Origin of the sequence: Streptomyces sp. NBC_00663, from assembly GCF_036226885.1 — a bacterium.
Lineage (GTDB): Bacteria > Actinomycetota > Actinomycetes > Streptomycetales > Streptomycetaceae > Streptomyces.
In genome coordinates, this window is record NZ_CP109027.1 from 7,657,159 (window position 1) to 7,682,827 (window position 25,669).

The 25,669-nt window shown below is 71.6% G+C and carries 25 protein-coding genes; 16 read left to right on the forward strand and 9 right to left on the reverse strand.

Translation table 11 applies throughout. The features are described from left to right. Window positions 1-25 precede the first annotated feature (25 nt). The 3 genes from OG866_RS34710 to hmgA are packed head-to-tail and all read right to left on the reverse strand — an operon-like array spanning window position 26 to window position 3,304. On the reverse strand, window positions 26-1,177 hold the full coding sequence (locus tag OG866_RS34710) for a type ISP restriction/modification enzyme (protein WP_329340943.1): 1,152 nt from the start codon (window positions 1,175-1,177) through the stop codon (window positions 26-28). 33 nt (window positions 1,178-1,210) lie between these two features. Continuing rightward, the gene (locus OG866_RS34715; RefSeq protein WP_329340945.1) at window positions 1,211-1,960 is read right to left on the reverse strand and encodes a GntR family transcriptional regulator; all 750 of its coding nucleotides are present in this window, start codon (window positions 1,958-1,960) and stop codon (window positions 1,211-1,213) included. Window positions 1,961-1,987: 27 nt separating this feature from the next. Further along, window positions 1,988-3,304 (reverse strand): homogentisate 1,2-dioxygenase, encoded by a 1,317-nt coding sequence (gene hmgA, locus OG866_RS34720; RefSeq protein WP_329340947.1) that lies wholly within the window; start codon window positions 3,302-3,304, stop codon window positions 1,988-1,990. Window positions 3,305-3,496: 192 nt separating this feature from the next. On the opposite strand from hmgA, the gene OG866_RS34725 reads away from it, so the two are divergent. From OG866_RS34725 to OG866_RS34780, 12 genes are all read left to right on the forward strand, one after another. Further along, entirely contained in the window at window positions 3,497-4,102 is a 606-nt protein-coding gene (locus OG866_RS34725) for a hypothetical protein (RefSeq protein ID WP_329340948.1), read from the forward strand. After that, entirely contained in the window at window positions 4,099-4,728 is a 630-nt protein-coding gene (locus OG866_RS34730) for a TetR/AcrR family transcriptional regulator (protein WP_329340949.1), read from the forward strand. The genes OG866_RS34725 and OG866_RS34730 overlap by 4 nt, the downstream gene beginning before the upstream one ends. Window positions 4,729-4,803: 75 nt before the next feature. After that, the gene (locus OG866_RS34735) at window positions 4,804-7,035 is read left to right on the forward strand and encodes a molybdopterin oxidoreductase family protein (RefSeq protein ID WP_329340951.1); all 2,232 of its coding nucleotides are present in this window, start codon (window positions 4,804-4,806) and stop codon (window positions 7,033-7,035) included. Window positions 7,036-7,157: 122 nt separating this feature from the next. Beyond that, window positions 7,158-8,558: a CitMHS family transporter gene (locus OG866_RS34740; protein WP_329340953.1), complete on the forward strand. Its 1,401-nt coding sequence runs from the start codon at window positions 7,158-7,160 to the stop codon at window positions 8,556-8,558. Window positions 8,559-8,590: 32 nt separating this feature from the next. Beyond that, window positions 8,591-9,865, forward strand: coding sequence for an MFS transporter (locus tag OG866_RS34745; RefSeq protein WP_329340955.1), 1,275 nt, complete (start codon window positions 8,591-8,593; stop codon window positions 9,863-9,865). Between the two features lie 102 nt (window positions 9,866-9,967). Then, window positions 9,968-10,615: a hypothetical protein gene (locus tag OG866_RS34750; protein ID WP_329340957.1), complete on the forward strand. Its 648-nt coding sequence runs from the start codon at window positions 9,968-9,970 to the stop codon at window positions 10,613-10,615. Window positions 10,616-10,670: 55 nt separating this feature from the next. Beyond that, window positions 10,671-11,630: a class F sortase gene (locus OG866_RS34755; protein WP_443063598.1), complete on the forward strand. Its 960-nt coding sequence runs from the start codon at window positions 10,671-10,673 to the stop codon at window positions 11,628-11,630. Window positions 11,631-11,836: 206 nt separating this feature from the next. Continuing rightward, window positions 11,837-13,180 carry an ABC transporter ATP-binding protein gene (locus OG866_RS34760; RefSeq protein WP_329340958.1) on the forward strand — a complete coding sequence of 448 codons (1,344 nt, stop codon included), beginning with the start codon at window positions 11,837-11,839 and terminating at the stop codon, window positions 13,178-13,180. A gap of 53 nt (window positions 13,181-13,233) precedes the next feature. Then, a complete protein-coding gene (locus OG866_RS34765) occupies window positions 13,234-13,677 on the forward strand; it encodes a DUF3574 domain-containing protein (RefSeq protein WP_329340959.1) in 444 nt (147 codons plus the stop codon). A gap of 108 nt (window positions 13,678-13,785) precedes the next feature. Next, a complete protein-coding gene (locus tag OG866_RS34770) occupies window positions 13,786-15,174 on the forward strand; it encodes an aldehyde dehydrogenase family protein (protein WP_329340960.1) in 1,389 nt (462 codons plus the stop codon). Window positions 15,175-15,185: 11 nt separating this feature from the next. Further along, window positions 15,186-16,265: a Zn-dependent alcohol dehydrogenase gene (locus tag OG866_RS34775; RefSeq protein ID WP_329340962.1), complete on the forward strand. Its 1,080-nt coding sequence runs from the start codon at window positions 15,186-15,188 to the stop codon at window positions 16,263-16,265. Window positions 16,266-16,468: 203 nt separating this feature from the next. Further along, entirely contained in the window at window positions 16,469-17,791 is a 1,323-nt protein-coding gene (locus OG866_RS34780; protein ID WP_329340964.1) for an MFS transporter, read from the forward strand. On the opposite strand, the gene OG866_RS34785 is transcribed toward OG866_RS34780, so the two are convergent. From OG866_RS34785 to OG866_RS34795, 3 genes are all read right to left on the reverse strand, one after another. Further along, window positions 17,783-18,700 (reverse strand): DMT family transporter, encoded by a 918-nt coding sequence (locus OG866_RS34785; RefSeq protein WP_329344431.1) that lies wholly within the window; start codon window positions 18,698-18,700, stop codon window positions 17,783-17,785. The two genes, OG866_RS34780 and OG866_RS34785, sit on opposite strands and share 9 nt — an antisense overlap. A 139-nt stretch (window positions 18,701-18,839) precedes the next feature. Next, window positions 18,840-19,571 carry an ArsR/SmtB family transcription factor gene (locus OG866_RS34790; RefSeq protein WP_329340966.1) on the reverse strand — a complete coding sequence of 244 codons (732 nt, stop codon included), beginning with the start codon at window positions 19,569-19,571 and terminating at the stop codon, window positions 18,840-18,842. A 34-nt stretch (window positions 19,572-19,605) separates the two neighbouring features. Then, window positions 19,606-20,247, reverse strand: a complete 642-nt coding sequence (locus OG866_RS34795) for a TetR/AcrR family transcriptional regulator (RefSeq protein WP_329340968.1) — start codon at window positions 20,245-20,247, stop codon at window positions 19,606-19,608. A gap of 78 nt (window positions 20,248-20,325) precedes the next feature. Here OG866_RS34795 and OG866_RS34800 point away from each other — a divergent pair, with 78 nt between their 5' ends. The 3 genes from OG866_RS34800 (at window position 20,326) to OG866_RS34810 (ending at window position 22,572) form a co-directional block, all read left to right on the forward strand. Beyond that, entirely contained in the window at window positions 20,326-21,477 is a 1,152-nt protein-coding gene (locus OG866_RS34800) for an acyl-CoA dehydrogenase family protein (RefSeq protein ID WP_329344432.1), read from the forward strand. An 87-nt stretch (window positions 21,478-21,564) separates the two neighbouring features. Continuing rightward, the gene (locus OG866_RS34805; RefSeq protein WP_329340969.1) at window positions 21,565-21,852 is read left to right on the forward strand and encodes a YiaA/YiaB family inner membrane protein; all 288 of its coding nucleotides are present in this window, start codon (window positions 21,565-21,567) and stop codon (window positions 21,850-21,852) included. Window positions 21,853-21,948: 96 nt separating this feature from the next. After that, on the forward strand, window positions 21,949-22,572 hold the full coding sequence (locus tag OG866_RS34810) for a TetR/AcrR family transcriptional regulator (protein WP_329340971.1): 624 nt from the start codon (window positions 21,949-21,951) through the stop codon (window positions 22,570-22,572). Between the two features lie 19 nt (window positions 22,573-22,591). On the opposite strand, the gene OG866_RS34815 is transcribed toward OG866_RS34810, so the two are convergent. Beyond that, on the reverse strand, window positions 22,592-23,053 hold the full coding sequence (locus OG866_RS34815) for a MaoC family dehydratase (RefSeq protein ID WP_329340973.1): 462 nt from the start codon (window positions 23,051-23,053) through the stop codon (window positions 22,592-22,594). Window positions 23,054-23,148: 95 nt separating this feature from the next. Between OG866_RS34815 and soxR the strand changes: the two genes are divergently transcribed. Continuing rightward, the gene (gene soxR, locus OG866_RS34820; RefSeq protein WP_329340975.1) at window positions 23,149-23,652 is read left to right on the forward strand and encodes a redox-sensitive transcriptional activator SoxR; all 504 of its coding nucleotides are present in this window, start codon (window positions 23,149-23,151) and stop codon (window positions 23,650-23,652) included. An 89-nt stretch (window positions 23,653-23,741) separates the two neighbouring features. Here soxR and OG866_RS34825 read toward each other — a convergent pair whose 3' ends face one another. Continuing rightward, entirely contained in the window at window positions 23,742-24,809 is a 1,068-nt protein-coding gene (locus OG866_RS34825; RefSeq protein ID WP_329340977.1) for an RNA ligase (ATP), read from the reverse strand. A 105-nt stretch (window positions 24,810-24,914) separates the two neighbouring features. After that, window positions 24,915-25,646: a 3-keto-5-aminohexanoate cleavage protein gene (locus OG866_RS34830; RefSeq protein ID WP_329340978.1), complete on the reverse strand. Its 732-nt coding sequence runs from the start codon at window positions 25,644-25,646 to the stop codon at window positions 24,915-24,917. Window positions 25,647-25,669: the final 23 nt, after the last annotated feature.

Genomic DNA, 25,669 nt, shown 5'->3' on the forward strand with positions numbered 1-25,669 from the left:
ATACAGCCCCGCGCCCCTAAGGGCGTCAGATCAGGCCTAGTTGTCCTTCCGGGCCTTCCTCGTGGTGGTCGAGAACCGAGGCCGGGCGCCTTGCCGAGTCCGGTACCGGCAGGACGCCCGCCTTGCGCAACGCCGTCGTTGTCACCTGGGACGCCGACTCCCCCTGTACCGGCTCCACTTCCGCCAGCAGAGCCAACACCGTGATCAGCTCCAGGAGTTCCGACGTCCACGTCTGTGTCCACGTCGTCGGGCGGATCGCCGCCAAGGTGCCCGGCTCGGGCTCTGCCGTGCGGGTCGTGAACCAGTCCTCCAGGACGCGTACCCCACCCACCTCGTAGTCCCACGCCTCCGGTGGCACCGGGGAGATGCGGCCCTCGTCGAGGTGGAGGGTCTCCTCGTCGCGGTCGTAGTGGAGGGTGAGGGGGCGGGAGGGGAGAGGTGCCCTGACGTAGGGGCGGCGGCCGCCCGGCAGTTTGGGGCGGTCGCCGTTGCGGCGCATCAGCCACAGCAGGCGGTGGCCCGACTCGACGCCCCGCGCCCAGAGTCCGGGGTCGTCGGTGAGCGGGACGGTCAGGTCGGGGCGGACAGCCGTCATTACCCAGGCGAGGACGTCCAGGGGGGACGGGGTCAGGCCCAGGCGTTCGCTCAGCAGCGCCAACAGGCCCGGCGCCAGGTTCGGTTCGGTGGCTCCGGGGCGGCGGTAGAGGGGGCGGATGCGGCCGGGGCGGAGCAGCGGGAGCAGGGACGTGGCGACCAGCAGCGGGCCTGCACCGCCGGCCGTCTCCGCGACGAACACCTGGTCGTCGTCCGCCACCCGCCACAACTCCGGGCGGGCCGTGTCGATCAGCCGGTGGTCGGGGATCAGCCACTGTTCGTCGAAGGGGGCGGACAGGACACGGACGGGCTCAGGGCAGGGGCCGGCCGCCCGGACCAGCTTCTCCGTACCGCCGGTCCGGCCCGGCAGCTGCCCGACCGCGGAGCGCAGTGTGCGGGAGCGCGTCGGCTCGAACAGGGCCTCCCGGTCCGGTCCTTCGGCCTTCAGCAGGGCGTCCCAGCGGGCTTTCAGGGAGGCCGCGTCCGGACCCGCCGGCCACCCCCGGCCGAGCCGCGGCGGTGCGACGGACCACGGCATGAGGTCCGCGAGCAGCGGAGCGTCGTCGTGCGTCACGCTGGGCATCGTACGACTTCGAAACGACACCGGGGACAGGCCCTAGGTCGCCTCCAAGGTCACCGTGAAGGAGAAGCGGTCGCCCCGGTAGTGGATGACCGCCGCGTCCAGCACCCGGCCCTCCGTGTCGTAGGTGACGCCCGTGTAGTGCAGGATCGGGCTGAGCAGCGGCACTTGGAGCAGCTGGGCCGTCTCCGGGTCCGCGAGGCGGGCCTCCACGGTGTCCGTGATGCGGCTGATGTCCGCCCCGACGACATCCCGCAGCACCTTCGTCATCGGCCAGCGGACCAGGTCCTCCGGGTCGAGACGAGCGGCGAGTTCGGGGCGGACCCAGTTGCGCGCGTGGTTGGTCGGCTCGCCGGTCTTCTCGTCGGAGCGCAGCCGGTGGTACGTGCCCACCTCGTCCAGATCGGGGAAGTACTCGGCGAGTTCGGGCGGCACCGGACCCTTGCCGTGTTCGAGCAGCTCTGTGGTCATGCCCGACTGCTGGGCCACGATCGCGTCCACCGAGCCGAGCAGCCGCACGGGCGCGGTCCGCAGGGCGTTCGGCTCGATGAACGTGCCGCGCCGGCGATGGCGGGTGATCAGCCCCTCGTCCTCCAGCTCCTTGAGCGCCTGCCGCATGGTCAGCACGCTCACCCCGTAGTGCACGGCCAACTGCTCCTCGGTGGGCAGCCGCAGCGGGTCCTGGGGTGAGCGGCCCAGTATCGAGGCGCGCAGCGACTGCGACACCTGGTACCAGAGCGGCAGTTTGCGGTTCAGGACGATCGAGTCCGGGGCGAAGGAGGTCACCAGGTCATCCGTACCGGTCGGGGATCTTCAGTGCAAGGGGCGGAAGTGGCGCTCCAGGCCCTTCCAGACGTCGTCGTAGTGGCGTTGCAGATGGTCCGCCTGGGCCGCGTGCGCGGTGAGCGTCACCGGCCAGCGGGTCTCGAACATGAACGCCAGCCCGTCGTCCACCTTCCGCGGCTCCAGCTCCGCGGCGCTCGCCTTGTCGAAGGTGTCCCGGTCGGGGCCGTGCGCCGACATCATGTTGTGCAGCGAGCCGCCCCCGGGCACGAAGCCCTCCGCCTTCGCGTCGTAGGCGCCCTCGATGAGCCCCATGTACTCGCTCATCACGTTCCGGTGGAAGTACGGCGGCCGGAACGTGTCCTCGCCCACCAGCCAGCGCGGCGCGAAGACGACGAAGTCGACCCCGGCGAGCCCGGGGGTGTCGCTCGGCGACGTCAGCACCGTGAAGATCGACGGGTCCGGGTGGTCGTACGAGATCGACCCGATGACGTTGAAGCGGCGCAGGTCGTAGACGTACGGGACGTGGTTGCCGTGCCAGGCGACCACGTCCAGCGGGGAGTGGTCGTACGTCGCCGTCCAGAGGTTGCCGCAGAACTTGTTCACCACCTCCACCGGGCCCTCGACGTCCTCGTACGCGGCGACGGGCGCCTTGAAGTCGCGGGCGCCCGCGAGACCGTTGGCGCCGATCGGGCCGAGGTCGGGCAGGCGGAAGGGGGCGCCGTAGTTCTCGCAGACGTAGCCGCGGGCGGCGGTGTCGAGGAGTTCGACGCGGAAGCGGACACCGCGGGGGATCAGGGCGATCTGGCCGGGCTCGGCGTGCAGCAGCCCGAACTCGGTGCGCAGCAGGAGCCCGCCGCGCTCCGGGACGATCAGCAGCTCGCCGTCGGCGTCGCTGAAGACCCGGTCCATCGAGTCGGTGGCGTGGTAGAGGTGCACGGCCATGCCGGTGCGCTGGGCCACGTCGCCGTTGCCGCCGAGGGTCCACAGGCCGGCCAGGAAGTCGGTGCCCTCCGTGGGGTGGGGGAGGGGGTTCCAGCGCAGGCGGTTCGGGTCCGGGACGGACTCGGTGAAGGGGGCGGTGCGGATCCAGCCGTTGTGGGTGTGCGTGAACGCCGGATGGGCTGCCGACGGGCGGATGCGGTACAGCCAGGAGCGGCGGTTGTGGGCGCGGGGCTCGGTGAACGCCGTACCGCTCAGCTGTTCCGCGTAGAGGCCGAGGGGGGCGCGCTGCGGTGAGTTGCGCCCCTCGGGCAGTGCCCCCGGGACCGCCTCCGAGCTGTGCTCGTTGCCGAACCCGGAGAGGTAGGTCAGGCCCTCCGCGGTCTTCCGCGCGTCCCCGCTCATGATCGCTCCCTTGCGCTCTGATTCCTATGTAACACCGTAGGAATGCGATTTCGTCCGCGCAAGAGGGAGCGCCCGGCTCGGTGCTCTGCCCGGTGATCGGCCAGGTCCGGGGGCGGGCCTCCTCATCAGGGAGGATGAACAACCAGCCTTCAGGGGGATCCGACTTTCGGATGGCTGTTCTACGCTCCCGGCATGTCGTGGACGCGGGCCCTGCCGACCGCGCTCGCGGTCTGTGTCCTTGTGCTGACCGGAACCGCGAGCTGCGATTCGGACGACGGGCGACAGAAGGAGAGAGCGGTGTCGCCCTCACCGGTGGGCAAGGTGCTCAAGGACACCGACGAGGCGGGGCGGCACTACCGCGAGGTGGACGACAAGGACGCCCCCGAGGTCGGCATCGAGGTGCAGCCCGACACCGACGACAGCTGGGACGTCCGCCTGACCGTCAGAAACTTCCGCTTCTCGCCGGCCGGCACGAAACCGGAGGCCGTGGAGGGGCGCGGCATGGTCTACCTGTACGTCGACGGCGACCTCGTCTCCCGGCTGCGCACCCCGGACTGCCGCATCCCCGGCGACCTGGTCCCGCGCGGTACCCACACCGTCACCGCCCGCCTCTACGCCGACGACGGCACGGTGTGGGCGGTCGACGGCGACCCGGTGGAGAGCACGGCGGACATCACGGCGTCGGGCGCGGAGGCCTCGCCGAGCGCGGAGGTCTCCCCGGACGCGGTGAGTGCACCGGGCACCTATATGCGTACTGGGGGGCGAGGTTCACCGGACCGCGCCGGAAAGGCATCATGAAGCCCGTGCCCCACGCGACATCCGCGACATCGCTCCGCCGAGCGCCCGTGCAGCGGCGCAGCGCCGAACGGCTGACCAGGATCCTCGACGCCTGCGCCGACCTCCTCGACGAGGTCGGCTACGACGACCTGAGCACGCGGGCCGTCGCCCAGCGGGCCGGCGTCCCCATCGGCTCCGTCTACCGCTTCTTCGGCAACAAACGGCAGATGGCCGACGCCCTCGCCCAGCGCAACCTCGAACGCTTCACCGAGCAGGTCGGCGAGCGCCTCCAGGGCGCCGACGGGGGCTGGCGGGTCGCCCTGGACGCCGTACTGGACGAGTACCTCGCCATGAAGCGCACGGTGCCCGGCTTCTCCCTCGTCGACTTCGGCAACCAGATCCCCGTCGGCGCCCGCGTCGCCGAACCCAACCACCGGGTCGCCGACCGCCTCATCGCACTCCTCTCCGGCTACCTCGGCCGCGACGCCGACGAGGATCTGCGCCGCACCTTCCTCATCGCCGTGGAGACCGCGGACACCCTGGTCCACCTGGCGTTCCGGGTGGCCCCCGAGGGCGACGAGAAGATCATCGGCGAGATGCGGGAGCTGCTGCGGGCGTATCTGGCACGGGTGCTGGACAGGCCCTAGCGGCACAGGACTCCCCTCCATGCCTACTGGTCGGTATGCTCGGCCGGGACAGGCACCGCTGCCCCGGGAGGACCCGTGTCCCGCACCGCCCTGCGTATCTGCCCCCTGTGCGAGGCCACCTGCGGCCTGACCCTCACCATCGAGGGGACCCGGGTCACCGGCGCCCGCGGCGATCGCGACGACGTCTTCAGCCGGGGGTTCATCTGCCCCAAGGGCGCCTCCTTCGGTGCCGTCGACGGCGACCCCGACCGGCTGCGCACCCCGCTGGTGCGCCGGGACGGCGAGCTGCGCGAGGCCACCTGGGAGGAGGCCTTCGACGCGGTCGCCGCCGGCATCCGGCCGGCCGTCGAGCGGTACGGGCCGAACGCCGTCGGCGTCGTCCTCGGCAACCCCAACGTGCACACCATGGCCGGCGCCCTCTACCCGCCGGTCCTCCTCGCCGGCCTCGGCACCCGCAGCGTCTTCACCGCCTCGACGGTCGACCAGATGCCCAAGCACGTCTCCAGCGGGCTCCTCTTCGGCGACGCCAACGCGATCCCGGTGCCCGACCTCGACCACACCGACCATCTGCTGCTCATCGGCGCCAACCCCCTTGAGTCCAACGGCAGTCTGTGCACCGCCCCCGACTTCCCCGGCAAGCTCAAGGCGCTCAAGGCCCGCGGTGGCACCCTCACCGTCATCGACCCGCGCCGCACCCGTACCGCCAAGCTCGCCGACCGCCACCTCGCGATCCGTCCCGGCGCCGACGCGCTGCTGCTCGCGGCGATGACATACACGCTGTTCGAGGAAGACCTCGTCGAGACGGGGGAGTTGACTCCGCACCTCGAAGGACTGGACGAACTCCGGGGCGCGGTACGGGACTTCAGCCCCGAAGCCGTCGCCGACGCCTGCGACGTCGACGCCGGCACCATCCGTACCCTCGCCCGTGAGCTCGCCGCCGCGCCCACCGCCGCCGTCTACGCCCGCATCGGCAGCTGCACCGTCCCGCACGGCACGCTGGCCAGCTGGCTGGTCGACGTACTGAACATCCTGACGGGGAACCTCGACCGTCCCGGCGGCGCCCTCTTCCCGCAGGCCGCCACCGACCGCACACCCCGGCCCGCCGGACCCAGCCACGGCTTCGCGCTCGGGCGCTGGCACTCCCGGGTGAGCCGGTATCCGGAGGCCAAGGGCGAGCTGCCGATCTCCGCGCTCGCCGAGGAGATCGACACCGCGACGGACGAGGGCGAACCGATCCGGGTGGTCGTCACCGTCGCCGCCAACCCCGTTCTGTCGGTGCCCGACGGCGACCGGCTCGACAAGGCGCTCGGCGGGCTCGACTTCATGGTCAGCGTCGACCCCTACCTCAACGAGACCTCGCGCCACGCCGACGTCGTCCTGCCCCCGCCCCCGCCCTCGCAGAGCCCGCACCACGACTTCGCCTTCAACACCCTCGCCGTCCGCAACCAGGTCCGCTACAACCGCCCCGCCGTCCCGCTGGAGCCCGGCCGGATGGCCGAGACCGAGATCCTGGCCCGGCTGGTCCTCGCCGCGACCGGCATGCACGGCGCCGACCCGTCGGCCGTGGACGACCTGGTCATCGGACAGACCCTCGGCAAGGCGGTCAAGGAGCCGTACTCGCCGGTGCACGGCCGTGACCCCAAGGAGCTCGCCGGACAACTGGTCGGCGTCTTTGGCCCCGAGCGCCGGCTCGACATGATGCTGCGCCTCGGCCCCTACGGCGACGGCTTCGGCGTACGACCGGACGGACTGAGCCTGGAGAAGCTGCTGGCGCATCCGCACGGCATCGACCTGGGACCGCTCGCCTCCCGGCTGCCGCAGCCCCTGAAGACGCGCAGCGGAAAGGTGGAGCTGCTGCCGCAGCCGATCGCCGACGATCTGCCGCGCCTGCGGCAGGCCGCCTCCGAGCGGTCCGCCGGCCTGGTCCTCGTCGGCCGCCGCCATCTGCGCTCCAACAACAGCTGGATGCACAACGTCCCCGCCCTCACCGGCGGCACCAACCGCTGCACCCTGCACATCCACCCCGATGACGCCGACAGCCTCGGGCTCGTCGACGGACAGGCGGTCGGTGTGAAGGGCGCAGGGGGCGCGGTGACCGCCCCCGTCGAGATCACCGACAGCGTGCGCCGGGGCGTGGTGAGCCTCCCGCACGGCTGGGGCCACGACCGCCCCGGAACCCGTCTGAACCACGCGGCCAAGGACCCCGGCGTCAACGTGAACCAGCTGCTCGACGGCCGTCTCCTGGACCCGCTGTCAGGCAACGCGGTACTCAACGCGGTGCCGGTCGAATTGATCACGAAGCTGTGACCTGCAGTTTTGCGCTTATTGCTCGCACGTCAACGTCTTGTTAACACCGCTTGACGGCACCTAACGTCCATCGCACCGCCGGCCCTGGTGGGAGTTCAAGGGCGAACGTTAGGTATCCACTCATGTTGACCATCCTCGGCTTCGCCATGATCGCGACCTTCCTGGTCCTGATCATGATGAAGAAGATGTCGCCGATCGCGGCGCTCGTGCTGATTCCGGCACTGTTCTGTGTGTTCGTCGGAAAGGGCGCCAAGCTCGGTGACTACGTCATCGACGGCGTCACCAGCCTCGCCCCCACCGCGGCGATGCTCATGTTCGCGATCGTCTACTTCGGTGTGATGATCGACGTCGGCCTCTTCGACCCGATCGTGCGGGGCATCCTGAAGTTCGCGAAGGCCGACCCGATGCGGATCGTCGTCGGCACCGCGATCCTCGCCGCGATCGTCTCGCTCGACGGCGACGGCTCGACCACCTTCATGATCACCGTCTCGGCGATGTACCCGCTGTACAAGCGCCTGAAGATGAGCCTCGTCGTGATGACCGGTGTGGCCGCCATGGCCAACGGCGTCATGAACACCCTGCCCTGGGGCGGCCCGACCGCCCGTGCCGCCACCGCGCTCAAGCTCGACGCCAGCGACATCTTCGTGCCGATGATCCCGGCGCTCGCGGTCGGTCTGCTGGGTGTCTTCGTCCTCTCCTACTTCCTGGGGCTGAAGGAGCGCAGGCGCCTCGGTGTGCTGACGCTGGACGAGGTGCTCGTCGAGGAGAAGGAGTCCGAGACGGTTCTCGTGGGCGCCGGTTCCGGTTCCACGGGCAAGACGGTCACCGGCGGCTCGGGCTCGGGCTCCGGCACCGACGCCGAGGACGACGACGAGGAGCGCTTCACCGTCCTCGACCCCCACCGCGCCACCCTGCGTCCCAAGCTGTACTGGTTCAACGCCCTGGTCACCGTCACCCTGCTCACCTCCATGATCATGGAGTGGCTGCCGATCCCGGTGCTGTTCATCCTCGGTGCCGCGCTCGTGCTCACGGTCAACTTCCCGCACATCCCCGACCAGAAGGCCCGGCTCGCCGCCCACGCCGACAACGTCCTCAACGTCTCCGGCATGGTCTTCGCCGCCGCCGTCTTCACCGGCGTCCTCCAGGGCACCGGCATGGTCGACCACATGGCCCGCTGGATGGTCGACGTCATCCCCGACGGCATGGGCCCGCACATGGCCCTCGTCACCGGCGTCCTGAGCCTCCCGCTCACCTACTTCATGTCGAACGACGGCTTCTACTTCGGCGTCCTGCCGGTCCTCGCCGAGGCCGGCGCCGCCCACGGCGTCTCCCCGCTGGAGATGGCGCGCGCCTCCCTCGTCGGCCAGCCGCTGCACATGTCGAGCCCGCTCGTCCCGGCCGTGTACGTCCTGGTCGGCATGGCCAAGGTGGAGTTCGGCGACCACACCAAGTTCGTGGTCAAGTGGGCCGCGCTCACATGCCTGTTGATCCTCGGGGCAGGAATCCTCTTCGGAATCATCTGATCCGCTTCTTCGTGTCCACGGAGGACTCGCACATGGTGCCCGGCAGGAACCGCGGCTGGCTGCTCCGCCTCGTCATCGCCTTCAGCTTCGCGCAGGGGGCGGTGTCGATGGCCCGGCCCGCCGTCTCCTACCGGGCCCTCGCGCTGGGCGCCGACGAGCAGGCCATCGGCATCATCGCGGGGGTCTACGCCCTGCTCCCGCTGTTCGCGGCGGTCCCGCTGGGCCGGCGCACCGACCACGGCCGCTGCGCACCCCTGCTGCCCGTCGGCGTCATCCTGATATCCGGCGGCTGCGCGCTCAGCGGACTCGCCAACTCCCTGTGGGCGATGGCGATCTGGAGCGGGGTGATGGGCCTCGGCCATCTCTGCTTCGTGATCGGCGCGCAGTCCCTCGTCGCCCGCCAGTCCGCCCCGCACGAACAGGACCGCAACTTCGGCCACTTCACCATCGGCGCCTCCCTCGGCCAGCTCGTCGGCCCGATCGCGGCGGGCGCGCTGATCGGCGGCGAGGACATGGCCGGCACCAGCGCGCTCGCCCTGCTCGTCGCGGGGGCGGGCGCCGCGGTCGCGTTCAGCTCGCTGTGGCGCATCGAGGACCGTACGACGGTGAAGTCCCGTACGCAGCAAGGCGACCGGGTCCCCGTCGGGCGCATCCTGCGCGCCCGGGGTGTTCCGGCGGGCATCTTCATCAGCCTCGCCGTTCTCTCCGCGACCGACATCCTCACCGCCTATCTGCCGGTCGTCGGTGAGCACCGGGGCATCGCCCCTTCCGTGATCGGCCTGCTGCTCAGCCTCCGCGCGGCGGCCACGATCGCCTGCCGACTGGTGCTGACCCCGCTGCTGCGGCTGCTGGGCCGCGCCATGCTGCTGACCGTCACCTGTCTGCTGGCCGCCGTGGTGTGCGCGGGCATCGCGCTGCCGGTGCCGGTGTGGGCGCTCGCCCTGATGCTCGCCGTGCTCGGCTTCTGCCTCGGCGTCGGGCAGCCGCTGTCCATGACGACGGTCGTGCAGGCGGCTCCCGACGGCGCCCGCTCCACCGCCCTCGCCCTGCGCCTGACCGGCAACCGCCTCGGCCAGGTCGCCGCGCCGGCCACGGCCGGCCTGGTCGCGGGCGTCGTGGGCACGGCGGCGCCGTTCGTGATGCTCGGGGCGCTGTTGCTGCTGTCGGCGGGCGTCGCGCTGCGCTCCCCGGCGAAGCCGACCGAGGCGTCGGGGGTGTCGGGGGCGTCGGGGGCGTCGGGAGCTTCTGGGACGGCGCCGGGGCTGCGCCGTTCGGGAAGGGCTGTGGGCCGTAAGGAGGACGCCTGACGGAGTGTCGGGCCGTGATGCCCCGTCTGAGGTGGCGTGTGTGACAGAGAGTCAGGCGCGATGCGATTCGTATGAAAATCGCCAGACTCGGAGGAAACGCACATGCACATCGCCGTCCGTCCCCGCCGCTCCCGCGGCCGTACCGCAGCCCTCGCGGCGCTCACCGTCGCCGGCACCGTACTGATCGCCGGACCCGCCACCGCCGCACCGGGCGACAACGGAGACGTCAAGACCCACGAGGTCGGCACGGCATTCGACAACCCCAAGGACGAGCCGAAGGTCTGCGACTTCTACCTGGCGGCCTTCAACTTCGACGCGGGTGAGCACATCACCTGGACCATCGACCCGCAGTCCCAGGGGCCGAACGCGGGCACCGGCCATCTCTCGGACGACATCACCGCCGACAGCCAGGGCGCCGCGCACACAGTGCCGTTGTCACTGCCCAACGGGCTGTACAAGCTCGTCTGGAAGGGCGACAGCTGGCAGGGCACGGGCAAGCAGAAGGTGTTCACCGTCGACTGCGCGAGCCCGAAGCCGACGCCGACGTCGACGTCGACCATGCCGGGCGGCGGTCCGGGTGGTCCCGGTGGTGGCCCGGGCGGCCCCAACGGCGGCCCGCCGGCCGGTGGTGGCGGTCTCGCCCGGGACGCGGCGATGGGGCCGGTCGCCGGTGCCGCCGCGGTGGGGTTGGCCGCGGCCGGCGGCGCGGTGTGGCTGCGACTTCGCCGTCGCCCGCATGGCGCGTCCTAGCCAGAGGCGCGGGCCCCGGCGTCGGACGCGCGGCTACCGGCTGACGAGGACGGTCGTGGCGGCCGTCGGTCTTGTGGTGGCCGGTGTGCTCTGGACGCACGACGCGGATCCCGGCGGAGCAGCGGTGCCCGGCACGGCGGTCGACGCCGCCGCGCCGGGCACCGCCGGGGCCCCGGCCGACCGTGCGGAGGGGCGGGCGGGACCGGCGGGGCAGGCGGAGACGCGAGCGGAACAGCAGGAGCGGCCCGCGAGGGGTACCGGCCTGCACATCCCGCAGCCCACCCCGGCAAGCGGCGGCGCGGCGGCCGACGCACGGCGCCCGGCCACCGCGCCGGGCGGGGACAAGGCCCGCCGCCCCCAGCCGACCGACGCCAACAGAGCCCCACGACCCGGTGCCGCACGACCCGATGCCGCCGGTGCCGCACGACCCGATGCCGCCGGCGCCGCACGACCCGGCGCCAACAGCGCCGCACGACCCGGTGGCAACAGTGCCGCACGGCCCGCCCGCCCGCCGGCCCCCACGCTTCGCCCCCTGCCGCCCTCGCGGGCCACCCGTATCGCCATCCCCTATCTGGACGTCGACGCCCCGGTCACTGACCTGCGCCTGGACCGGCACCGGCGTCTGGAGGCGCCGCCGGGCGACGATCCGAACCTCGTGGGCTGGTACAAGGACGGCCCGGCCCCCGGCGCACAGGGGACCGCCGTGGCCGTGGGCCACCTGGACACCGACACCGGCGGCGCGGTCTTCGCGGGCCTGTCCGAGCTGAAACCCGGCCGTCTGATCGAGGTACGGCGAGCGGACGGACGGACCGCCGTCTACACCGTCGACGCCGTACGGGAGTACGAGAAGGCGCACTTCCCCGACCGGCAGGTCTACGGCTCCCGAGGCCGCCCCGAACTACGCCTCATCACCTGCGGCGGCAACTACGACCGCAGAACCGGCTACTCGGGCAACCTGGTCGTCTTCGCCCATCTGACAGCAACCCGGGCGGCACCGGCGGCCCCCCGGCACTGAGGCCACCCTTTCCGGTCCAGCCGCCCGGGGCTGAATATGGCCGTCCGGTTTCTCACTTGCTGGACCGTGGCGTCCGATCCTGCCCATTCTCTTCCCCCTGCCGCGCACATTCCGTTAACTTCCGTGACCCATAGGCCCCGTGCGACTCGCCCGGGGTATTCGGCCACGGAGCAACAGCGCTCAGTCAGCCCCCGGGGGCACCTGCCATGACACGCGCCATCTCTCTGCACGACGTGAGCAAGAGCTATACGCGAGGCACCCGGGTGGTGGACCGGCTGACGCTGGACATCGCGCCCGGTGAGTTCCTCGTGCTGCTCGGTCCCTCCGGGTGCGGCAAGTCCACCGTCCTCAGGATGATCGCCGGCCTGGAGGACATCGACGAGGGCGAGCTGAGGCTCGACGGGGAGTACGCCAACGATCTCCCGCCGTCGGGCCGGGACATCGCGATGGTCTTCCAGAACTTCGCCCTGTACCCGAGCATGACCAGCCGCGACAACATCGGCTTCCCGCTGCGCATCGAGACCCCCGGCGCGGACCCGCGTCCGCGCGTGGACGCCACCGCCCGGATGCTCGGCATCGAGGAACTCCTCGACCGCTTCCCCGCCCAGCTCTCCGGCGGTGAACGCCAGCGCGTCGCCATGGGCCGGGCCATCGCCCGCCACCCCTCCGCGTTCCTGATGGACGAGCCGCTGTCCAACCTCGACGCCAAGCTCCGCAATCACCTGCGCGCCGAAATATCCGCGCTCACCCGTGAGTTGGGCGTCACCACGGTCTATGTCACCCACGACCAGGCCGAGGCCATGTCACTCGGTGACCGCGTCGCCGTGCTGCGCGGCGGCGTCCTCCAGCAGGTCGGCAGCCCGCGCGAGGTCTACGCCCTGCCCCGCAACGTCTTCGTCGCCGCCTTCATCGGCACCCCGCGGATCAACCTCCTCCAGGGCCTGGTCCGCGCCCCGCTCGACGGCGCGATGACCATCAGCCTCGGCAAGCAGTACCTCCGGCTGCCCGAACCCCTGTCCCTGGACCACCAGTTGCTCCGCGTCCAGCAGGGCCGCGAGGTCATCGTCGGCCTCCGCTCGGAGGCGGTGCGTATCGCCAAGCCGTCCGCCGCCCGCCCGGGCGAGATGCCGCTCACCGGCCTGGTCGAGCATGTGGAGTTCCAGGGCCACGAGAACCTCGTCCACTTCAATACCGGCTCCCGCCCGGCCGTCGTACCCGATCTGGAGGCCCCGCGCCCCGCGGCCCGCCCGGCCAGGCGCCGCCGCCGCGAGGGAGGTCCTGGCGTTCTGGACCGACTCCGGCAGCGCGCCGACGCCCTGCGCGCCGGCCCGGTGGTGGTGCTGGACCAGCCGGCCGAGCCGATCCCGGCGCCGGTGCCCGCGGAGGGCCGCCTCCCCGGCGACCTGATCGTCCGCACCACTCCTGACCTTCAGCTCCGCCACGGCATGCACGTCCCCCTCCTCGTCGACCTCGCCCATCTGTTCGTCTTCGACCAGCACGGCGAACGCATCAGCCCTACCCCGGCCCGCCTGCCCGACCTGGAGGAGTGAATCCCGGCGCGGTGTCCGGGTGCGGACGCGGTCGTACCGCTAGGCATACGCCCATGAACGTGCACCTCACCCGAACCCGCGCCACCCTCACCGCCGTCGGCCTCCTCCTGGCCGTCGGCGCCCCCGCGGCGTACGCCACGCTCGACGACGGCACCTCGCAGCGCGGCGAGCCCTACATCGAGACCTCCCTCTTCTTCGGTACCGAGCGCCCCGACGGCGGCCCCGCCGTCACCGACAAGCAGTTCACGCGCTTCGTCGACCAGGAGGTCACCCCGGACTTCCCGGACGGGCTGACCGTGCAGAACGGCCGCGGACAGTGGCGGGACGCGAGCGGGACGATCGAGAAGGAGCGGTCGTACGAGCTGATCCTGCTGTACCCGGTGGCGCAGGCGGGCGCGAGCGACCGGAAGATCGAGGAGATCCGGCGGGCGTACGAGAAGGCCTTCGGCCAGGAGGCGGTGGGCAGGGTCGACGACCGGGCCAGGGTCAGCTTCTGATGGCATGGGGGCCTGACACAGGCTCTGCGCGTCTGGCATTCGAAAACTAACATCGCTAGTTTATGAGCCGGACGACGACATGGTCACGCCCCGCCGGGAGGACGCACGATGAAGGCACATGACGGCATGTACATCGACGGCACATGGCGGCCCGCCGCGGGCCGGGACGCGATCGAGGTCGTGAACCCGGTCGACGAGCAGGTCATCGGCCGGGTCCCGGCCGGTACCGCCGAGGACGTCGACACCGCCGTACGGGCCGCCCGTGCCGCCCTCCCGGCCTGGGCGGCGACCCCGCCCGTCGAGCGGGCCGCCCGGCTGGCCGCTCTCCGGGACGTCCTCGTGGCCCGCAAGGACGAGATCGCCGAGACGGTCACCGCGGAGCTGGGCTCGCCCCTGAAGTTCTCCGAGAACGTGCACGCCGCCGTTCCGATCGCGGTCGCCGGCTCGTACGCCGAACTCGCCGCGACCCACGCCTTCGAGGAGAAGGTCGGCAACTCGACCGTCTTCCACGAGCCGGTCGGTGTGGTCGGCGCGATCACGCCCTGGAACTACCCCCTGCACCAGATCGTCGCCAAGGTCGCCCCGGCCCTCGCGGCCGGCTGCACGGTGGTCCTCAAGCCCGCCGAGGACACCCCGCTCGTCGCCCAGCTCTTCGCCGAGGCGGTCCACGAGGCCGGCGTGCCGGCCGGTGTCTTCAACCTCGTCACCGGCCTCGGCCCGGTCGCGGGCCAGGCCCTCGCCGAGCACCCGGGCGTCGACCTGGTCTCCTTCACCGGCTCCACGGCGGTCGGCCGCCAGATCGCCGTCACCGCCGGTGCCGCGATCAAGAAGGTCGCCCTCGAACTCGGCGGCAAGTCCGCCAACGTCATCCTCCCCAGCGCCGACCTGGCCAAGGCCGTCAACGTCGGCGTCGCCAACGTGATGTCCAACTCCGGCCAGACGTGCAGCGCCTGGACCCGGATGCTGGTGCACCGGGACCAGTACGACGAGGCCGTGGCGCTCGCCGCGACCGCCGCCGCCAAGTACGGCGACCGCATCGGCCCCGTCGTCAACGCCAAGCAGCAGGCACGGGTGCGGGGTTACATCGACAAGGGCCTCGCCGAGGGTGCGCGGGTCGTCGCCGGGGGACCCGAATCCCCGCACGAACAGGGCTACTTCATCGCTCCGACCGTCTTCGCCGACGTCACCCCCGAGATGACGATCGCCCAGGAGGAGATCTTCGGCCCGGTCCTGTCGATCCTCCGCTACGACGACGAGGACGACGCCCTGCGCATCGCCAACGGCACGGTCTACGGCCTCGCGGGCGCCGTCTGGGCCGGCGACGAGACGGAGGCGGTGGCCTTCGCCCGCCGGCTGGACACCGGGCAGGTCGACATCAACGGCGGCCGCTTCAACCCCCTTGCCCCCTTCGGTGGTTACAAGCAGTCCGGCGTCGGCCGGGAGCTCGGCTCGCACGGCCTCGCCGAGTACCTCCAGACCAAGTCCCTTCAGTTCTGAGGAGCGCATCCATGGTTCGCGCAGCAGTCCTTCCCGCCGTGGGCGCCCCGCTGGAGATCACCGACATCGAGCTCCCGGACCCCGGCCCCGGCCAGGTCCGCGTCCGGCTCGCCGCCGCCGGCGTCTGCCACTCCGACCTGTCCCTGTCCAACGGCACCATGCGGGTCCCGGTCCCGGCGGTCCTCGGCCATGAGGGCGCGGGCACGGTGGTCGCCGTGGGCGAGGGCGTCTCGGGGGTGGCTCCGGGCGATGATGTCGTCCTCAACTGGGCTCCCTCCTGCGGAAGTTGCCACCCCTGCTCGCTCGGCGAGGTCTGGCTGTGCGTCAACGCCCTCAACGGCGCCGCCGACGTCTACGCCCGCACCGCGGACGGCGCCGACCTCCACCCCGGCCTGAACGTCGCCGCGTTCGCCGAGGAGACGGTCGTGTCGGCCTCCTGCGTCCTGCCGCTCCCCGACGGCATCCCGCTCACCGACGCGGCCCTCCTCGGCTGTGCCGTCCTCACCGGCTACGGCGCCGTCCATCACGCGGCACGGGTCCGTGAGGGCGAGACGGTCGCGGTGTACGGCGTCGGGGGAGTGGGCCTGGCCACCCTCCAGGCGGCCCGGATCGCGGGGGCGTCGAAGATCGTCGCGGTCGATGTCTCCCCGGAGAAGGAGGAGTTGGCGCGCGCGGCCGGGGCCACGGACTATGTGATCGCCTCCGAGAACACCGCCCGCGAGATCAGGGGCCTCACCGGCAAGCAGGGCGTGGACGTGGCCGTGGAGTGCGTGGGCCGCGCCTCGACCATCCGCACCGCCTGGGACTCCACCCGCCGCGGCGGCCGTACGACGGTCGTCGGCATCGGCGGCAAGGACCAGCAGGTCACCTTCAACGCCCTGGAGATCTTCCACTGGGGCCGGACCCTGGCGGGCTGCGTCTACGGCAACTCCGACCCGGCCCGGGACCTGCCGGTGCTCGCCGAGCACGTCCGCGCGGGCCGCCTGGACCTCGGCGCCCTGGTGACGGAACGGATCGCCCTCGACGGTATCCCGGCCGCGTTCGAGAACATGATCGCGGGCAAGGGTGGCCGGGCGCTGGTCGTCTTCTAGCGCGCCACGCCTGTGACCCCGGCCTGGCCCGAGGCGGGCGCCTCGCCTGTGACCCCGGCCTGACCCCCAGGCCGGGGTCACAGACGTGTCCACCGGCCCCTTGAGTGCTCCGGGCAACCTTCCCGCACGGCCATTGCCTCCATACCGTCCGGTTAGTATGTTCGCCGCCAACGTCCCCACCGCACCCATCGGAGTGTGCACGCATGGACATGGCCCCCTCCGCTCCCTCCCTCCCCACGACCGCCCTCCCCACGGTCAACCGCCGCCGCGTAGCCACGGCGGCCGCCCTCGCCTCCGCCGTCGAGTGGTACGACTACTTCGTCTTCGGCATAGCCGCCGCCCTCGTCCTCGGCGATCTGTACTTCCCGGCGGGCAGCTCCACCGCCGGCGTCCTCGCCTCCTTCGCGACCTTCGCCGTGGGCTTCCTGGCCCGCCCGATCGGCGGCATCGTCGCCGGTCACCTCGGCGACAAGCGTGGCCGCAAGCCGATGCTGGTCCTGGCGCTCACGCTCATGGGCCTGGCCACGACAGGCATCGGCCTGCTCCCGACGTACGACACGATCGGCGTCGCCGCCCCGGTCCTGCTGGTCGCCCTCCGTGTCGTCCAGGGCATCGCGGTCGGCGCGCAGTGGGGCGGCGCGATGCTGCTGGCCACCGAGTACGCCCCCGAGGGCAAGCGCGGCATCTACGGCAGCGTCGTCCAACTCGGCGTCCCCATCGGCGTGGTGACCGCCAACACCGTCTTCCTGCTGGCCGGTGCGTTCACCACGGACGCCGGGTTCGCGGCCTGGGGCTGGCGAGTTCCGTTCCTCATCGGCCTGTTCGTCCTCGCGCTGGCCTGGTACATCCACGCCAAGGTCGAGGAGACCCCCGAATTCCGTGCGGCAGAACGGCAGTTGGCGGAGAGGGAGAAGTCGGAGCAGAGCTCCCCGCTCCGCACGATCCTGCGCGGCCACCTCGGCACGGTCCTCCTCGCGGGCGGCTCCTTCGCCGTGAACACCGCGACCTTCTACATCCTGATCACCGGCGTCCTCGACTACACGACCCGTGAACTCGACATGAAGAAGAGCGCGGTCCTCACCGTCTCGCTCTGTGTCAGCCTCACCCAGCTCGTCCTGATCCCGGCCGCGGCGGCACTCTCCGACCGCTACGGCCGCATCCGGATCTACACCATCGGCGCGATCGGCATCGCCGCGTGGGCGATCCCGCTGTTCCTGCTCATCGACACCGGCTCACTGCTCTGGCTGGCGGTCGCCACCTTCGTCGCCAGCTGCTTCCTGAGCATCATGTACGGCCCCCAGGCCGCCCTGTTCGCCGAGCTGTTCACACCGGAGATGCGCTACACCGGCGCCTCCCTCGGCTACCAGATCGCGGCGGTGGCGGGCGGCGGACTCGCGCCCTTCCTGATGGTCCTGCTCCTGGAGGCGACCGGCACCTCGCTGGCGGTCTCCGGCTACATCATCGCCCTCTCCGCCATCGCCCTGATCTCCATCAAGGTCCTTGCGGGCAGGGCACGTTCACACTGAGTCGGGAACCTTCGCGGGCCGCGCCGCTTCGACCGTCGCGGCCCGCGACCGGGACACCGCCACCCCCGCCAGACACAGCACCCCGCCCGCCAGCGTGAGCGGCCCCGGCACCTCACCGAGCACCACCCAGGACATGACCACGACCAGCGCGGGCACCGCGTAGGTGGTCGCGCCCATCCGGCCGGCGGTCGTCCGGGCGAGAGCGTACGCCCAGGTGGTGAAGGCGAGCGCGGTCGGAAAGACGCCCAGATACACCATGTTGAGCGTCGCGGAGACGGGCGCGTCGGCCGCCTGGTGGACGAGCTGCCCGGCGAACGGCAGACACACGACGGCCCCCACGAGACAGCCGTAGGTGGTCACCTGCAAGGCGCCGGCCGCGCCGAGGGCGGGCTTCTGCGCGACGACCCCACCGGCGTAGGCGACCGCCGCCAGCAGACACAACACCACCCCGAGCAGCGACGACCCGTCCCCGCCCGACATCGACAGCCCCACGGTGACGGCCCCCGCGAACGACACCGCCATCCCGGCCACCAGCCGAGGCGGCATGGCGTCCCCGAGCAACCGCGAGCCGAGCAGCGCGATGAGGATCGGCCCGACGTTCACGACAAGGGCGGCGGTCCCGGCGTCCACCTGCTGCTCACCCCAGTTCAGGACGACCATGTAGACCCCGAACCAGAGCAGCCCGGATATGCCGATCCCGGGCCAGGTGGACCGGGGTGGGGCCCCTACACGTCGTACGACACACAGGACCCCCAGCGCCACGACCCCGGAGAGCAGCCGCCCGAGCGCGAGCGCACCGGGGGAGTAGGCGTCCCCCGCACTCCGGATGGAGACAAAGGCGGAGGCCCAGAGCAGAACAGTGACGACGGCGGCACCGGTGGCGAGGAGGGCGGGGCGACGGAGGTTCATCATGCTCCCGAGGCTAGGTAGGGGGTGGCTGAGGGGCTCGCGGATTTCGGACACGGTGCTGTCGATGCCGCCAAGGGGCGCGGGGGACTGCGTGACCAGCCCGAACGGACCCGCAGACGAACACCGACCGGCGCAGGCGTCACCTCAACACCGCCGCCTCGATACCCAACAGCTCCTCCAAGGCCCGCTCACCCGACGCCGTCACCTTCACCGCCCGCTCCGTACCGATCCGCACACACCACCCCACCTCCAACGCATGCCGACACAACGCCGCCCCCGCCACCCCGGCAAGATGAGGCCGCCGCTCGGTCCAGTCCAGGCAACCCCGCACCAGCGGCCGTCGGCTCGTACGGTCAAGAGCGATACCCGCGCTGTCGAACCACTCCAGCCCCGAGCCCGTCAGAGCAAACCCCGTGTCCTGACTGATGAGTCGACGCTCCGTCATCGCGTCCGTGACCGCGATCCCGAGTCGCCCCGCGAGGTGGTCGTAACAGGTACGCCCCCGCGCCATCGCGGACCCCGCACTGGACTCCCGCAGACTCCGTGGACGTACGACCTCATCCACCCCCACCTGCGCCGACAGCTCCTCCACCAACTGCGCCACCCGCGCGTCAGCGATCCGCACATACCGGTGCCGACCCTGCCGCTCCTCCGCGAGCAGGCCGCCCGCGACGAGCTTGCCCAGATGCTCGCTCAGCGTCGACGCGGCGACACCGGCATGCCGGGCGAGCTCACTCGCCGTCCACGCCCGCCCGTCGAGCAGCGCCAGCAGACACGCGGCCCGTGTCTCGTCGGCGATGAGCCCGGCGAGCCGGGCCAGCTGGGTCGCCCGGCGGTTTCTGGGGTCCCTGGAGGTCATGCCTCCCAGCATGGGACACGAACACTTCGGCGCCCACCGAAGCGTGCTACGCGGGCCGCCCGACCTGCGCGTACTGCCCCGCCAACCCGTCCAGCAGCGCGGCGAGCCCCGTCTCGAAGGCCCGCTCGTCGATCTTCTCCTGCTGCTCGGCGAGGAGGTGGGCCTGGCCGAGGTGCGGATAGTCGGCGGGGTCGTACGCGCTCTGGTCGTCCACGAAACCCCCGGCGAACGAGCCGAGCGCGGAGCCCATGATGAAGTACCGCATCAGCGCGCCGATGGACGTGGCCTGCGCGGGCGGCCAGCCGGCGTCGACCATCGCGCCGTACACCGCGTCCGCGACCCGCAGTCCGGCGGGCCGTCGGCCGGGCCCCTGGGCGAGGACCGGAACGATGTTCGGATGGTCCCGCATCGCGGACCGGTAGGAGACGGCCCAGTCGTGCAGCGCGGTCCGCCAGTCGCGGCCGTCCTCGAACATCGACAGGTCGACCTGGGCGCTGACCGAGTCGGCCACGGCCTCCAGGATCTCGTCCTTCGTGCGGAAGTGGTTGTAGAGCGAGGGCCCGCTGACCCCCAGCTCGGCGGCGAGCCGCCGGGTGGAGACGGCCGCGAGGCCCTCCGCGTCCACGAGGGCCCGAGCCGTCTCGACGATCCGGTCGGTGCTGAGGAGGGGCTTGCGCGGTCGGGCCATGGCGCACATAGTAGGGCTGCCCAAAGAAACTAGCAGTGCTAATTTAAATGTACGCCTTTCAAGTGGGGTGATCTCGTGGTGAACCTGGGACTCAGCGAGGAGCAGGAGGCCGTACGGCGGCTCGCCCGCGACTTCGTGGAGCGCGAGATCGCCCCGCATGTCATCGCCTGGGACCGCGCCGAGGAGGTCGACCGGGGCATCGTGAAGAAGCTCGGCGAGGTCGGCTTCCTGGGGCTGACGATCGACGAGGAGTACGGCGGCTCCGGCGGCGACCATCTCGCGTACTGCCTGGTGACCGAGGAGCTCGGCCGCGGTGACTCCTCCGTGCGCGGGATCGTCTCCGTCTCCCTCGGCCTGGTCGCCAAGACGATCGCCGCCTGGGGGAGCGAGGAGCAGAAGCGGCGGTGGCTGCCCGGGCTCACCGCCGGCGACCGGGTCGGCTGCTTCGGCCTCACCGAGCCCGGCACCGGCTCCGACGCCGGCAACCTGGTCACCCGCGCGGTGCGCGACGGCGACGACTACGTCATCAACGGCACCAAGATGTTCATCACCAACGGCACCTGGGCCGACGTGGTGCTGCTGTTCGCCCGCTCCACCGACGCGCCCGGCCACAAGGGCGTCTCCGCCTTCCTCGTCCCGACCGACACCCCCGGCCTGAGCCGCCGCACCATCCACGGCAAGCTCGGCCTGCGCGGCCAGGCCACCGCCGAACTGGTCCTGGAGGACGTCCGCGTCCCCGCCTCCGCGCTGCTGGGCGAGGAGGGCAAGGGGTTCACGGTCGCCATGTCGGCGCTCGCCAAGGGGCGGATGTCGGTCGCGGCGGGCTGCGTCGGCATCGCGCAGGCGGCCCTGGACGCGGCCGTGCGGTACGCCGGTGAGCGGGAACAGTTCGGCAAGCCGATCGCGAGCCACCAACTCGTCCAGGAACTGATCAGCGACATCGCCGTGGACGTCGACGCCGCCCGGCTGCTGACCTGGCGGGTCGCCGACCTGATCGACCGCGGCCTGCCTTTCGCCACCGAGTCCTCCAAGGCCAAGCTCTTCGCCTCGGAGGCCGCGGTCCGGGCCGCCAACAACGCCCTCCAGGTCTTCGGCGGCTACGGCTACATCGACGAGTACCCGGCGGGCAAGCTGCTGCGCGACGCCCGCGTGATGACCCTGTACGAAGGCACCAGCCAGATCCAGAAGCTGGTCATCGGCCGGGCGCTGACCGGGGTTTCGGCCTTCTGAGCGCCCCGCCGTCCTGAGTACCCGGGACGGCGGGCCTGAGTATCTCGGCGGATGTGGCGCGCGCCGCGTCCGCCGAAGCTGGTCCCCATGAGCGACACACCGGTCAAGCAGCAGAGCACGGCGGCCTTCTACGGCCAGGCCGTCGCCTCCTTCGGCGTCGCCATGGCGGCGACCGCCATCGGCATCTTCCGTCTGGACGCCAACGCCTGGGTGCGGGGCTTCCTCGCCATCGCCGTCCTGTATCTCGTCACCTCCGCCTTCACCCTCGCCAAGGTCATCCGGGACCGCCAGGAGGCCGGGCAGATCGTCAGCCGGGTCGACCAGGCCCGCCTGGAGAAGCTCCTCGCCGAGCACGACCCGTTCGAGAAGCTCTGAGCCGTGTTGCTGAACTGCGGCGGCCTCAGGACTAAGCGCTCGCTCACCTGGGGCGGTATGGTGGTGCCTCTGTACGTGGAGAGGGGCGAGCAAGCGATGAGTACGGCGGAGGACACGGCCGGCGGCGACACGTCGGCGTGGGGCGAGGTCACGCCCGACGCGGCACGGCGCCTGCTGATCGCGGCGGTGGAGGCCTTCGCCGAGCGCGGCTACCACGCCACGACGACGCGGGACATCGCGGGCCGCGCGGGGATGAGCCCCGCCGCGCTCTACATCCACTACAAGACCAAGGAGGAGCTCCTCCACCGCATCAGCCGGATCGGCCACGCGAAGGCCCTGGAGATCCTGCGGACCGCGGCCCGCCGCGAGGGCACCGCCACCGAGCGGCTCGCCGACGCGGTCGGCTCCTTCGTCCGCTGGCACGCGGGCGGCCGTACGACGGCCCGGGTCGTCCAGTACGAGCTGGACTCCCTCGGCCCGGACGCCCGCGCCGAGATCCTCGACCTGCGCCGGCAGTGCGACGCCGAGGTGCGGGCGATCATCGAGGACGGGGTCGCCTCCGGAGAGTTCGACGTCCTGGACGTCAAGGGCACGACCCTCGCCGTGATGTCGCTCTGCATCGACGTCGCCCGTTGGTTCAACGTCGACGGCCCCTGGACGCCCGACGAGGTCGGCGCGCTCGACGCCGACCTCGTGCTGCGGATGGTGGGAGCCAAGTAGCTCGCGGGGGCCGTGGCGCTCAGAGGTAGTAGCGCGACACCGACTCGGCGACACACACCGGCTTGTCGCCGCCCTCGCGCTCGACGCTGAAGGCGACGGTCACCTGGACGCCGCCCGGCACGTCGTCGACCCCGGTGATCACCGCGGTGGCCCGCAGTCGCGAGCCGACCGGCACGGGCGCGGGGAAACGCACCTTGTTGGTGCCGTAGTTGACGCCCATCTTCACGCCCTCGACCTTGATCAGCTGCGGCCCGAACAGCGGCAGCAGGGAGAGGGTGAGGTACCCGTGCGCGATGGTCGTCCCGAACGGGCCCGCGGCGGCCTTCTCCGGGTCGATGTGGATCCACTGGTGGTCACCGGTGGCGTCGGCGAACAGGTCGATCCGCTTCTGGTCGACCTCCAGCCAGTCCGTGTACCCCAGCTGCTCGCCCACCGCCGCCTTCAGGTCGTCGGCGCCCGTGAAGATCCTCGGCTCTGCCATGTTCCGCCTCCTCGTCCCAGACTCACTCTAAGCGACTGCTTAGCATGGTCGGCCTCGGGGGCCGTGTCAACGGAAGCCTGGGTAGGGTTCGAGGGGTGCCCCAGATTCCCGAGAAGATCCACGAGCTCACGGTCGGCCAGCTCGCCGCGCGCAGCGGTGCCGCCGTCTCCGCCCTGCACTTCTACGAGGCCAAGGGTCTGATCAGCAGCCGCCGCACCACGGGCAACCAGCGCCGCTACGCCCGTGACGCCCTGCGCCGGGTGGCCTTCGTACGGGCCGCGCAACGCGTCGGCATTCCGCTGGCGACGATTCGCGAGGCGCTGGCCGAACTGCCGGAGGAGCGGACGCCCACGCGGGAGGACTGGGCGCGGCTGTCGGAGGCGTGGCGGTCCGAACTCGACGAGCGCATCAAGCAGTTGAACCGGCTGCGGGATCACCTCACGGACTGCATCGGGTGCGGGTGTCTGTCGTTGGAGTCGTGTGTGCTGTCCAACCCGGACGACGTGTTCGGGGAGCGGCAGGGGGCGGGGTCGCGGTTGCTGGTGGAGAAGCGGCGCGACAAGGAGGAGCGGTGCGTTCCCCAGGAGCGGTGCGGCTGAGGGGCGGGGGGTTGTGTGCGTTGCCGGGTGCGGGTGGGTTGTGGCTTGGCGCGCAGTTCCCCGCGCCCCTCAGGGCGTTGCGGTCATCGTCACTCGAATTCTGTGCCGCCCTTTCTCGTCAGATACGCGGGACTCACCGCCTTCGCTATCGCCCTTCCCCCTGTCACCTCGCTGTAGCGCTCGGCGGCCGGGCGAATGACCACGCCCTCGCGGAGATGCAGTTCGCGTCCCGACACCGTCTCCCTCCCGCTCGCGACCTCCAGCACCTTCTCGATGTCGTACGGCCCCTCGAAGAGCCGGGGCACCAACGGCAGCTCCCCGTCCAGGAGTTCCGCCGCGTCCAGCCAGCGCACCTCGCCGTCGATCTCCGCGGACACGTCGAAGACCGCGTAACCGAGGGTCTCCCGGCGGCCGTCCGCGCCGTAGGTGAGGTCCTGCACCCCCGCGCCGTAGACCTCGGCGAAGATGCCGACCCGGGTGGCGCCGAGCCGGCCGGCCAGGCGGGCCGCGGCTTCGGGGACGCCATGGCCGTGCACCGCCCGCCAGTACAGGTTCCGCGGATCCTCCTTCAGCGCCAGCGACTTCGCGCCGAAGCCCTTCGAGGAGACGTACACCCGCTCCTCGTCCGCGATGTATGTGAGCAGGCACGCCGAGCCGTGCAGCTTCTCGGTCAGGACCACCGGCTCGCCCGGGGTGAAGACGTCCGGGTAGCGCTGGATGTTCTCGATGTCGACCCAGGGCAGCAGGTCGGGCGCGGACTCCACCTCGCCGCTCATCGTGGGCGGGATCGGGGGCACCCACTTGGTGATGCCGAGCCGCTCCGCGAAGTCGGTGCCGTCCACGGCGGCGCGCGTCAGGTCGACGCCGGCCAGTGCCGCGGGTCGGCACACGATGCCCTGGGAGAGCTCACCGCGCAGCCGTACCGCCTTGACCCGGTCCGCGTTGCCGCCGGCCAGCCGTCCGGTCAGCCCCAGCTCGGCGATCAGACCGGCGGGCAGCACGGACTGCTCGGGGATGTACACGGCCGCGTCGCCGGTCCGATAGGCGCCCTTGGCGACGACGGCCCGGTACAGGCCCACCTGGGCCAGTTCGAGCGCGTCGGCGTTGGGGTGTTCATGGACGGTCAGCACTTCGGCGGTGACGCGCAGCGTCGACATCGGGGCTCCTCGTTCGTGTGCTCAGGTGTGTTTCATCGCCTCCAACTGTCCGTACGCGAAAAGGGTGGAGCGAGCGGATTTGTGACTGCTACCGTCGCCGGTCGGCTACGGAGAGCGCCCGGCCCAGCCGTACTGGACCAGCCCGGCCGCCACCAACTCGGCGTTGGACGCCGCCGGTTCGCCGTCCGGGAGCAGCAGCGTGTCCTCCAGGCCGATCCGGGTCGCCAGATGCAGGCGTCCGGCCAGCCGCAGGACCGGCCACGCCCCGCCGTCCTCGCCGTGCAGCAGCACCGGGCGGCCGTGCGGTGCCGTGCCGAGGTCGGCCAGCAGGGCGCGTGCCGTGTCCTGGGCGGTGTCCGGTGAGGTGTCCGTCACCTCGGCCAGCACCCGCAGCACCCTCGGCCCGAGCGGTGATCTCACGAACCGCGCCGCCGTGTCCGTACCGGACCAGATCCCGGCCTCCACGCCCACGCCCCGCTCGATCAGCGCGGCGGCCAGCTCCTCCGCGCCCGGTTCGTGCCAGTTGACCGAGGCGTGGTCGGGCAGGACCGTCCAGCTCCGTATCCGCTCCAGGCGCGCCTGGGGGTCCGGTTCCGCCCAGGCGCCCGTGGTGACGCCGACCGGGACCGTCACCCGGGCCCGGATCGCCGTCAGGGTCGGTGCGAGGACCCGGGGCGACAAGGTGTCGGCACCGCAAGGGGACTTGGGGTGGACATGGATGTCCGTGGCCCCGGCCGCGACCGCCGCGGCCGCGGAGTCGGCCAGCGCCTTCGGCGACAGCGGGACCACGGCGCCGTCGGCCGCCCCTCGGGGCCCGTTGAGACACACCTGAACCATGACTCGATGGTGCCAGCCGGCAC

What these genes read in the sequence shown, in the direction of transcription:
- OG866_RS34760 (WP_329340958.1), top strand. Translation starts at nt 11,837, where the DNA reads ATGACACGCGCCATCTCTCTGCACGACGTGAGCAAGAGCTATACGCGA.
- OG866_RS34750 (WP_329340957.1), top strand. Translation starts at nt 9,968, where the DNA reads ATGCACATCGCCGTCCGTCCCCGCCGCTCCCGCGGCCGTACCGCAGCC.
- OG866_RS34815 (WP_329340973.1), bottom strand. Translation starts at nt 23,053, where the DNA reads ATGGCAGAGCCGAGGATCTTCACGGGCGCCGACGACCTGAAGGCGGCG.
- OG866_RS34810 (WP_329340971.1), top strand. Translation starts at nt 21,949, where the DNA reads ATGAGTACGGCGGAGGACACGGCCGGCGGCGACACGTCGGCGTGGGGC.
- OG866_RS34775 (WP_329340962.1), top strand. Translation starts at nt 15,186, where the DNA reads ATGGTTCGCGCAGCAGTCCTTCCCGCCGTGGGCGCCCCGCTGGAGATC.
- OG866_RS34780 (WP_329340964.1), top strand. Translation starts at nt 16,469, where the DNA reads ATGGACATGGCCCCCTCCGCTCCCTCCCTCCCCACGACCGCCCTCCCC.
- OG866_RS34725 (WP_329340948.1), top strand. Translation starts at nt 3,497, where the DNA reads ATGTCGTGGACGCGGGCCCTGCCGACCGCGCTCGCGGTCTGTGTCCTT.
- hmgA (WP_329340947.1), bottom strand. Translation starts at nt 3,304, where the DNA reads ATGAGCGGGGACGCGCGGAAGACCGCGGAGGGCCTGACCTACCTCTCC.
- OG866_RS34805 (WP_329340969.1), top strand. Translation starts at nt 21,565, where the DNA reads ATGAGCGACACACCGGTCAAGCAGCAGAGCACGGCGGCCTTCTACGGC.
- OG866_RS34730 (WP_329340949.1), top strand. Translation starts at nt 4,099, where the DNA reads ATGAAGCCCGTGCCCCACGCGACATCCGCGACATCGCTCCGCCGAGCG.
- OG866_RS34770 (WP_329340960.1), top strand. Translation starts at nt 13,786, where the DNA reads ATGAAGGCACATGACGGCATGTACATCGACGGCACATGGCGGCCCGCC.
- OG866_RS34745 (WP_329340955.1), top strand. Translation starts at nt 8,591, where the DNA reads ATGGTGCCCGGCAGGAACCGCGGCTGGCTGCTCCGCCTCGTCATCGCC.
- OG866_RS34785 (WP_329344431.1), bottom strand. Translation starts at nt 18,700, where the DNA reads ATGAACCTCCGTCGCCCCGCCCTCCTCGCCACCGGTGCCGCCGTCGTC.
- OG866_RS34765 (WP_329340959.1), top strand. Translation starts at nt 13,234, where the DNA reads ATGAACGTGCACCTCACCCGAACCCGCGCCACCCTCACCGCCGTCGGC.
- OG866_RS34740 (WP_329340953.1), top strand. Translation starts at nt 7,158, where the DNA reads ATGTTGACCATCCTCGGCTTCGCCATGATCGCGACCTTCCTGGTCCTG.
- OG866_RS34795 (WP_329340968.1), bottom strand. Translation starts at nt 20,247, where the DNA reads ATGGCCCGACCGCGCAAGCCCCTCCTCAGCACCGACCGGATCGTCGAG.
- OG866_RS34825 (WP_329340977.1), bottom strand. Translation starts at nt 24,809, where the DNA reads ATGTCGACGCTGCGCGTCACCGCCGAAGTGCTGACCGTCCATGAACAC.
- OG866_RS34790 (WP_329340966.1), bottom strand. Translation starts at nt 19,571, where the DNA reads ATGCTGGGAGGCATGACCTCCAGGGACCCCAGAAACCGCCGGGCGACC.
- OG866_RS34710 (WP_329340943.1), bottom strand. Translation starts at nt 1,177, where the DNA reads ATGCCCAGCGTGACGCACGACGACGCTCCGCTGCTCGCGGACCTCATG.
- OG866_RS34830 (WP_329340978.1), bottom strand. Translation starts at nt 25,646, where the DNA reads ATGGTTCAGGTGTGTCTCAACGGGCCCCGAGGGGCGGCCGACGGCGCC.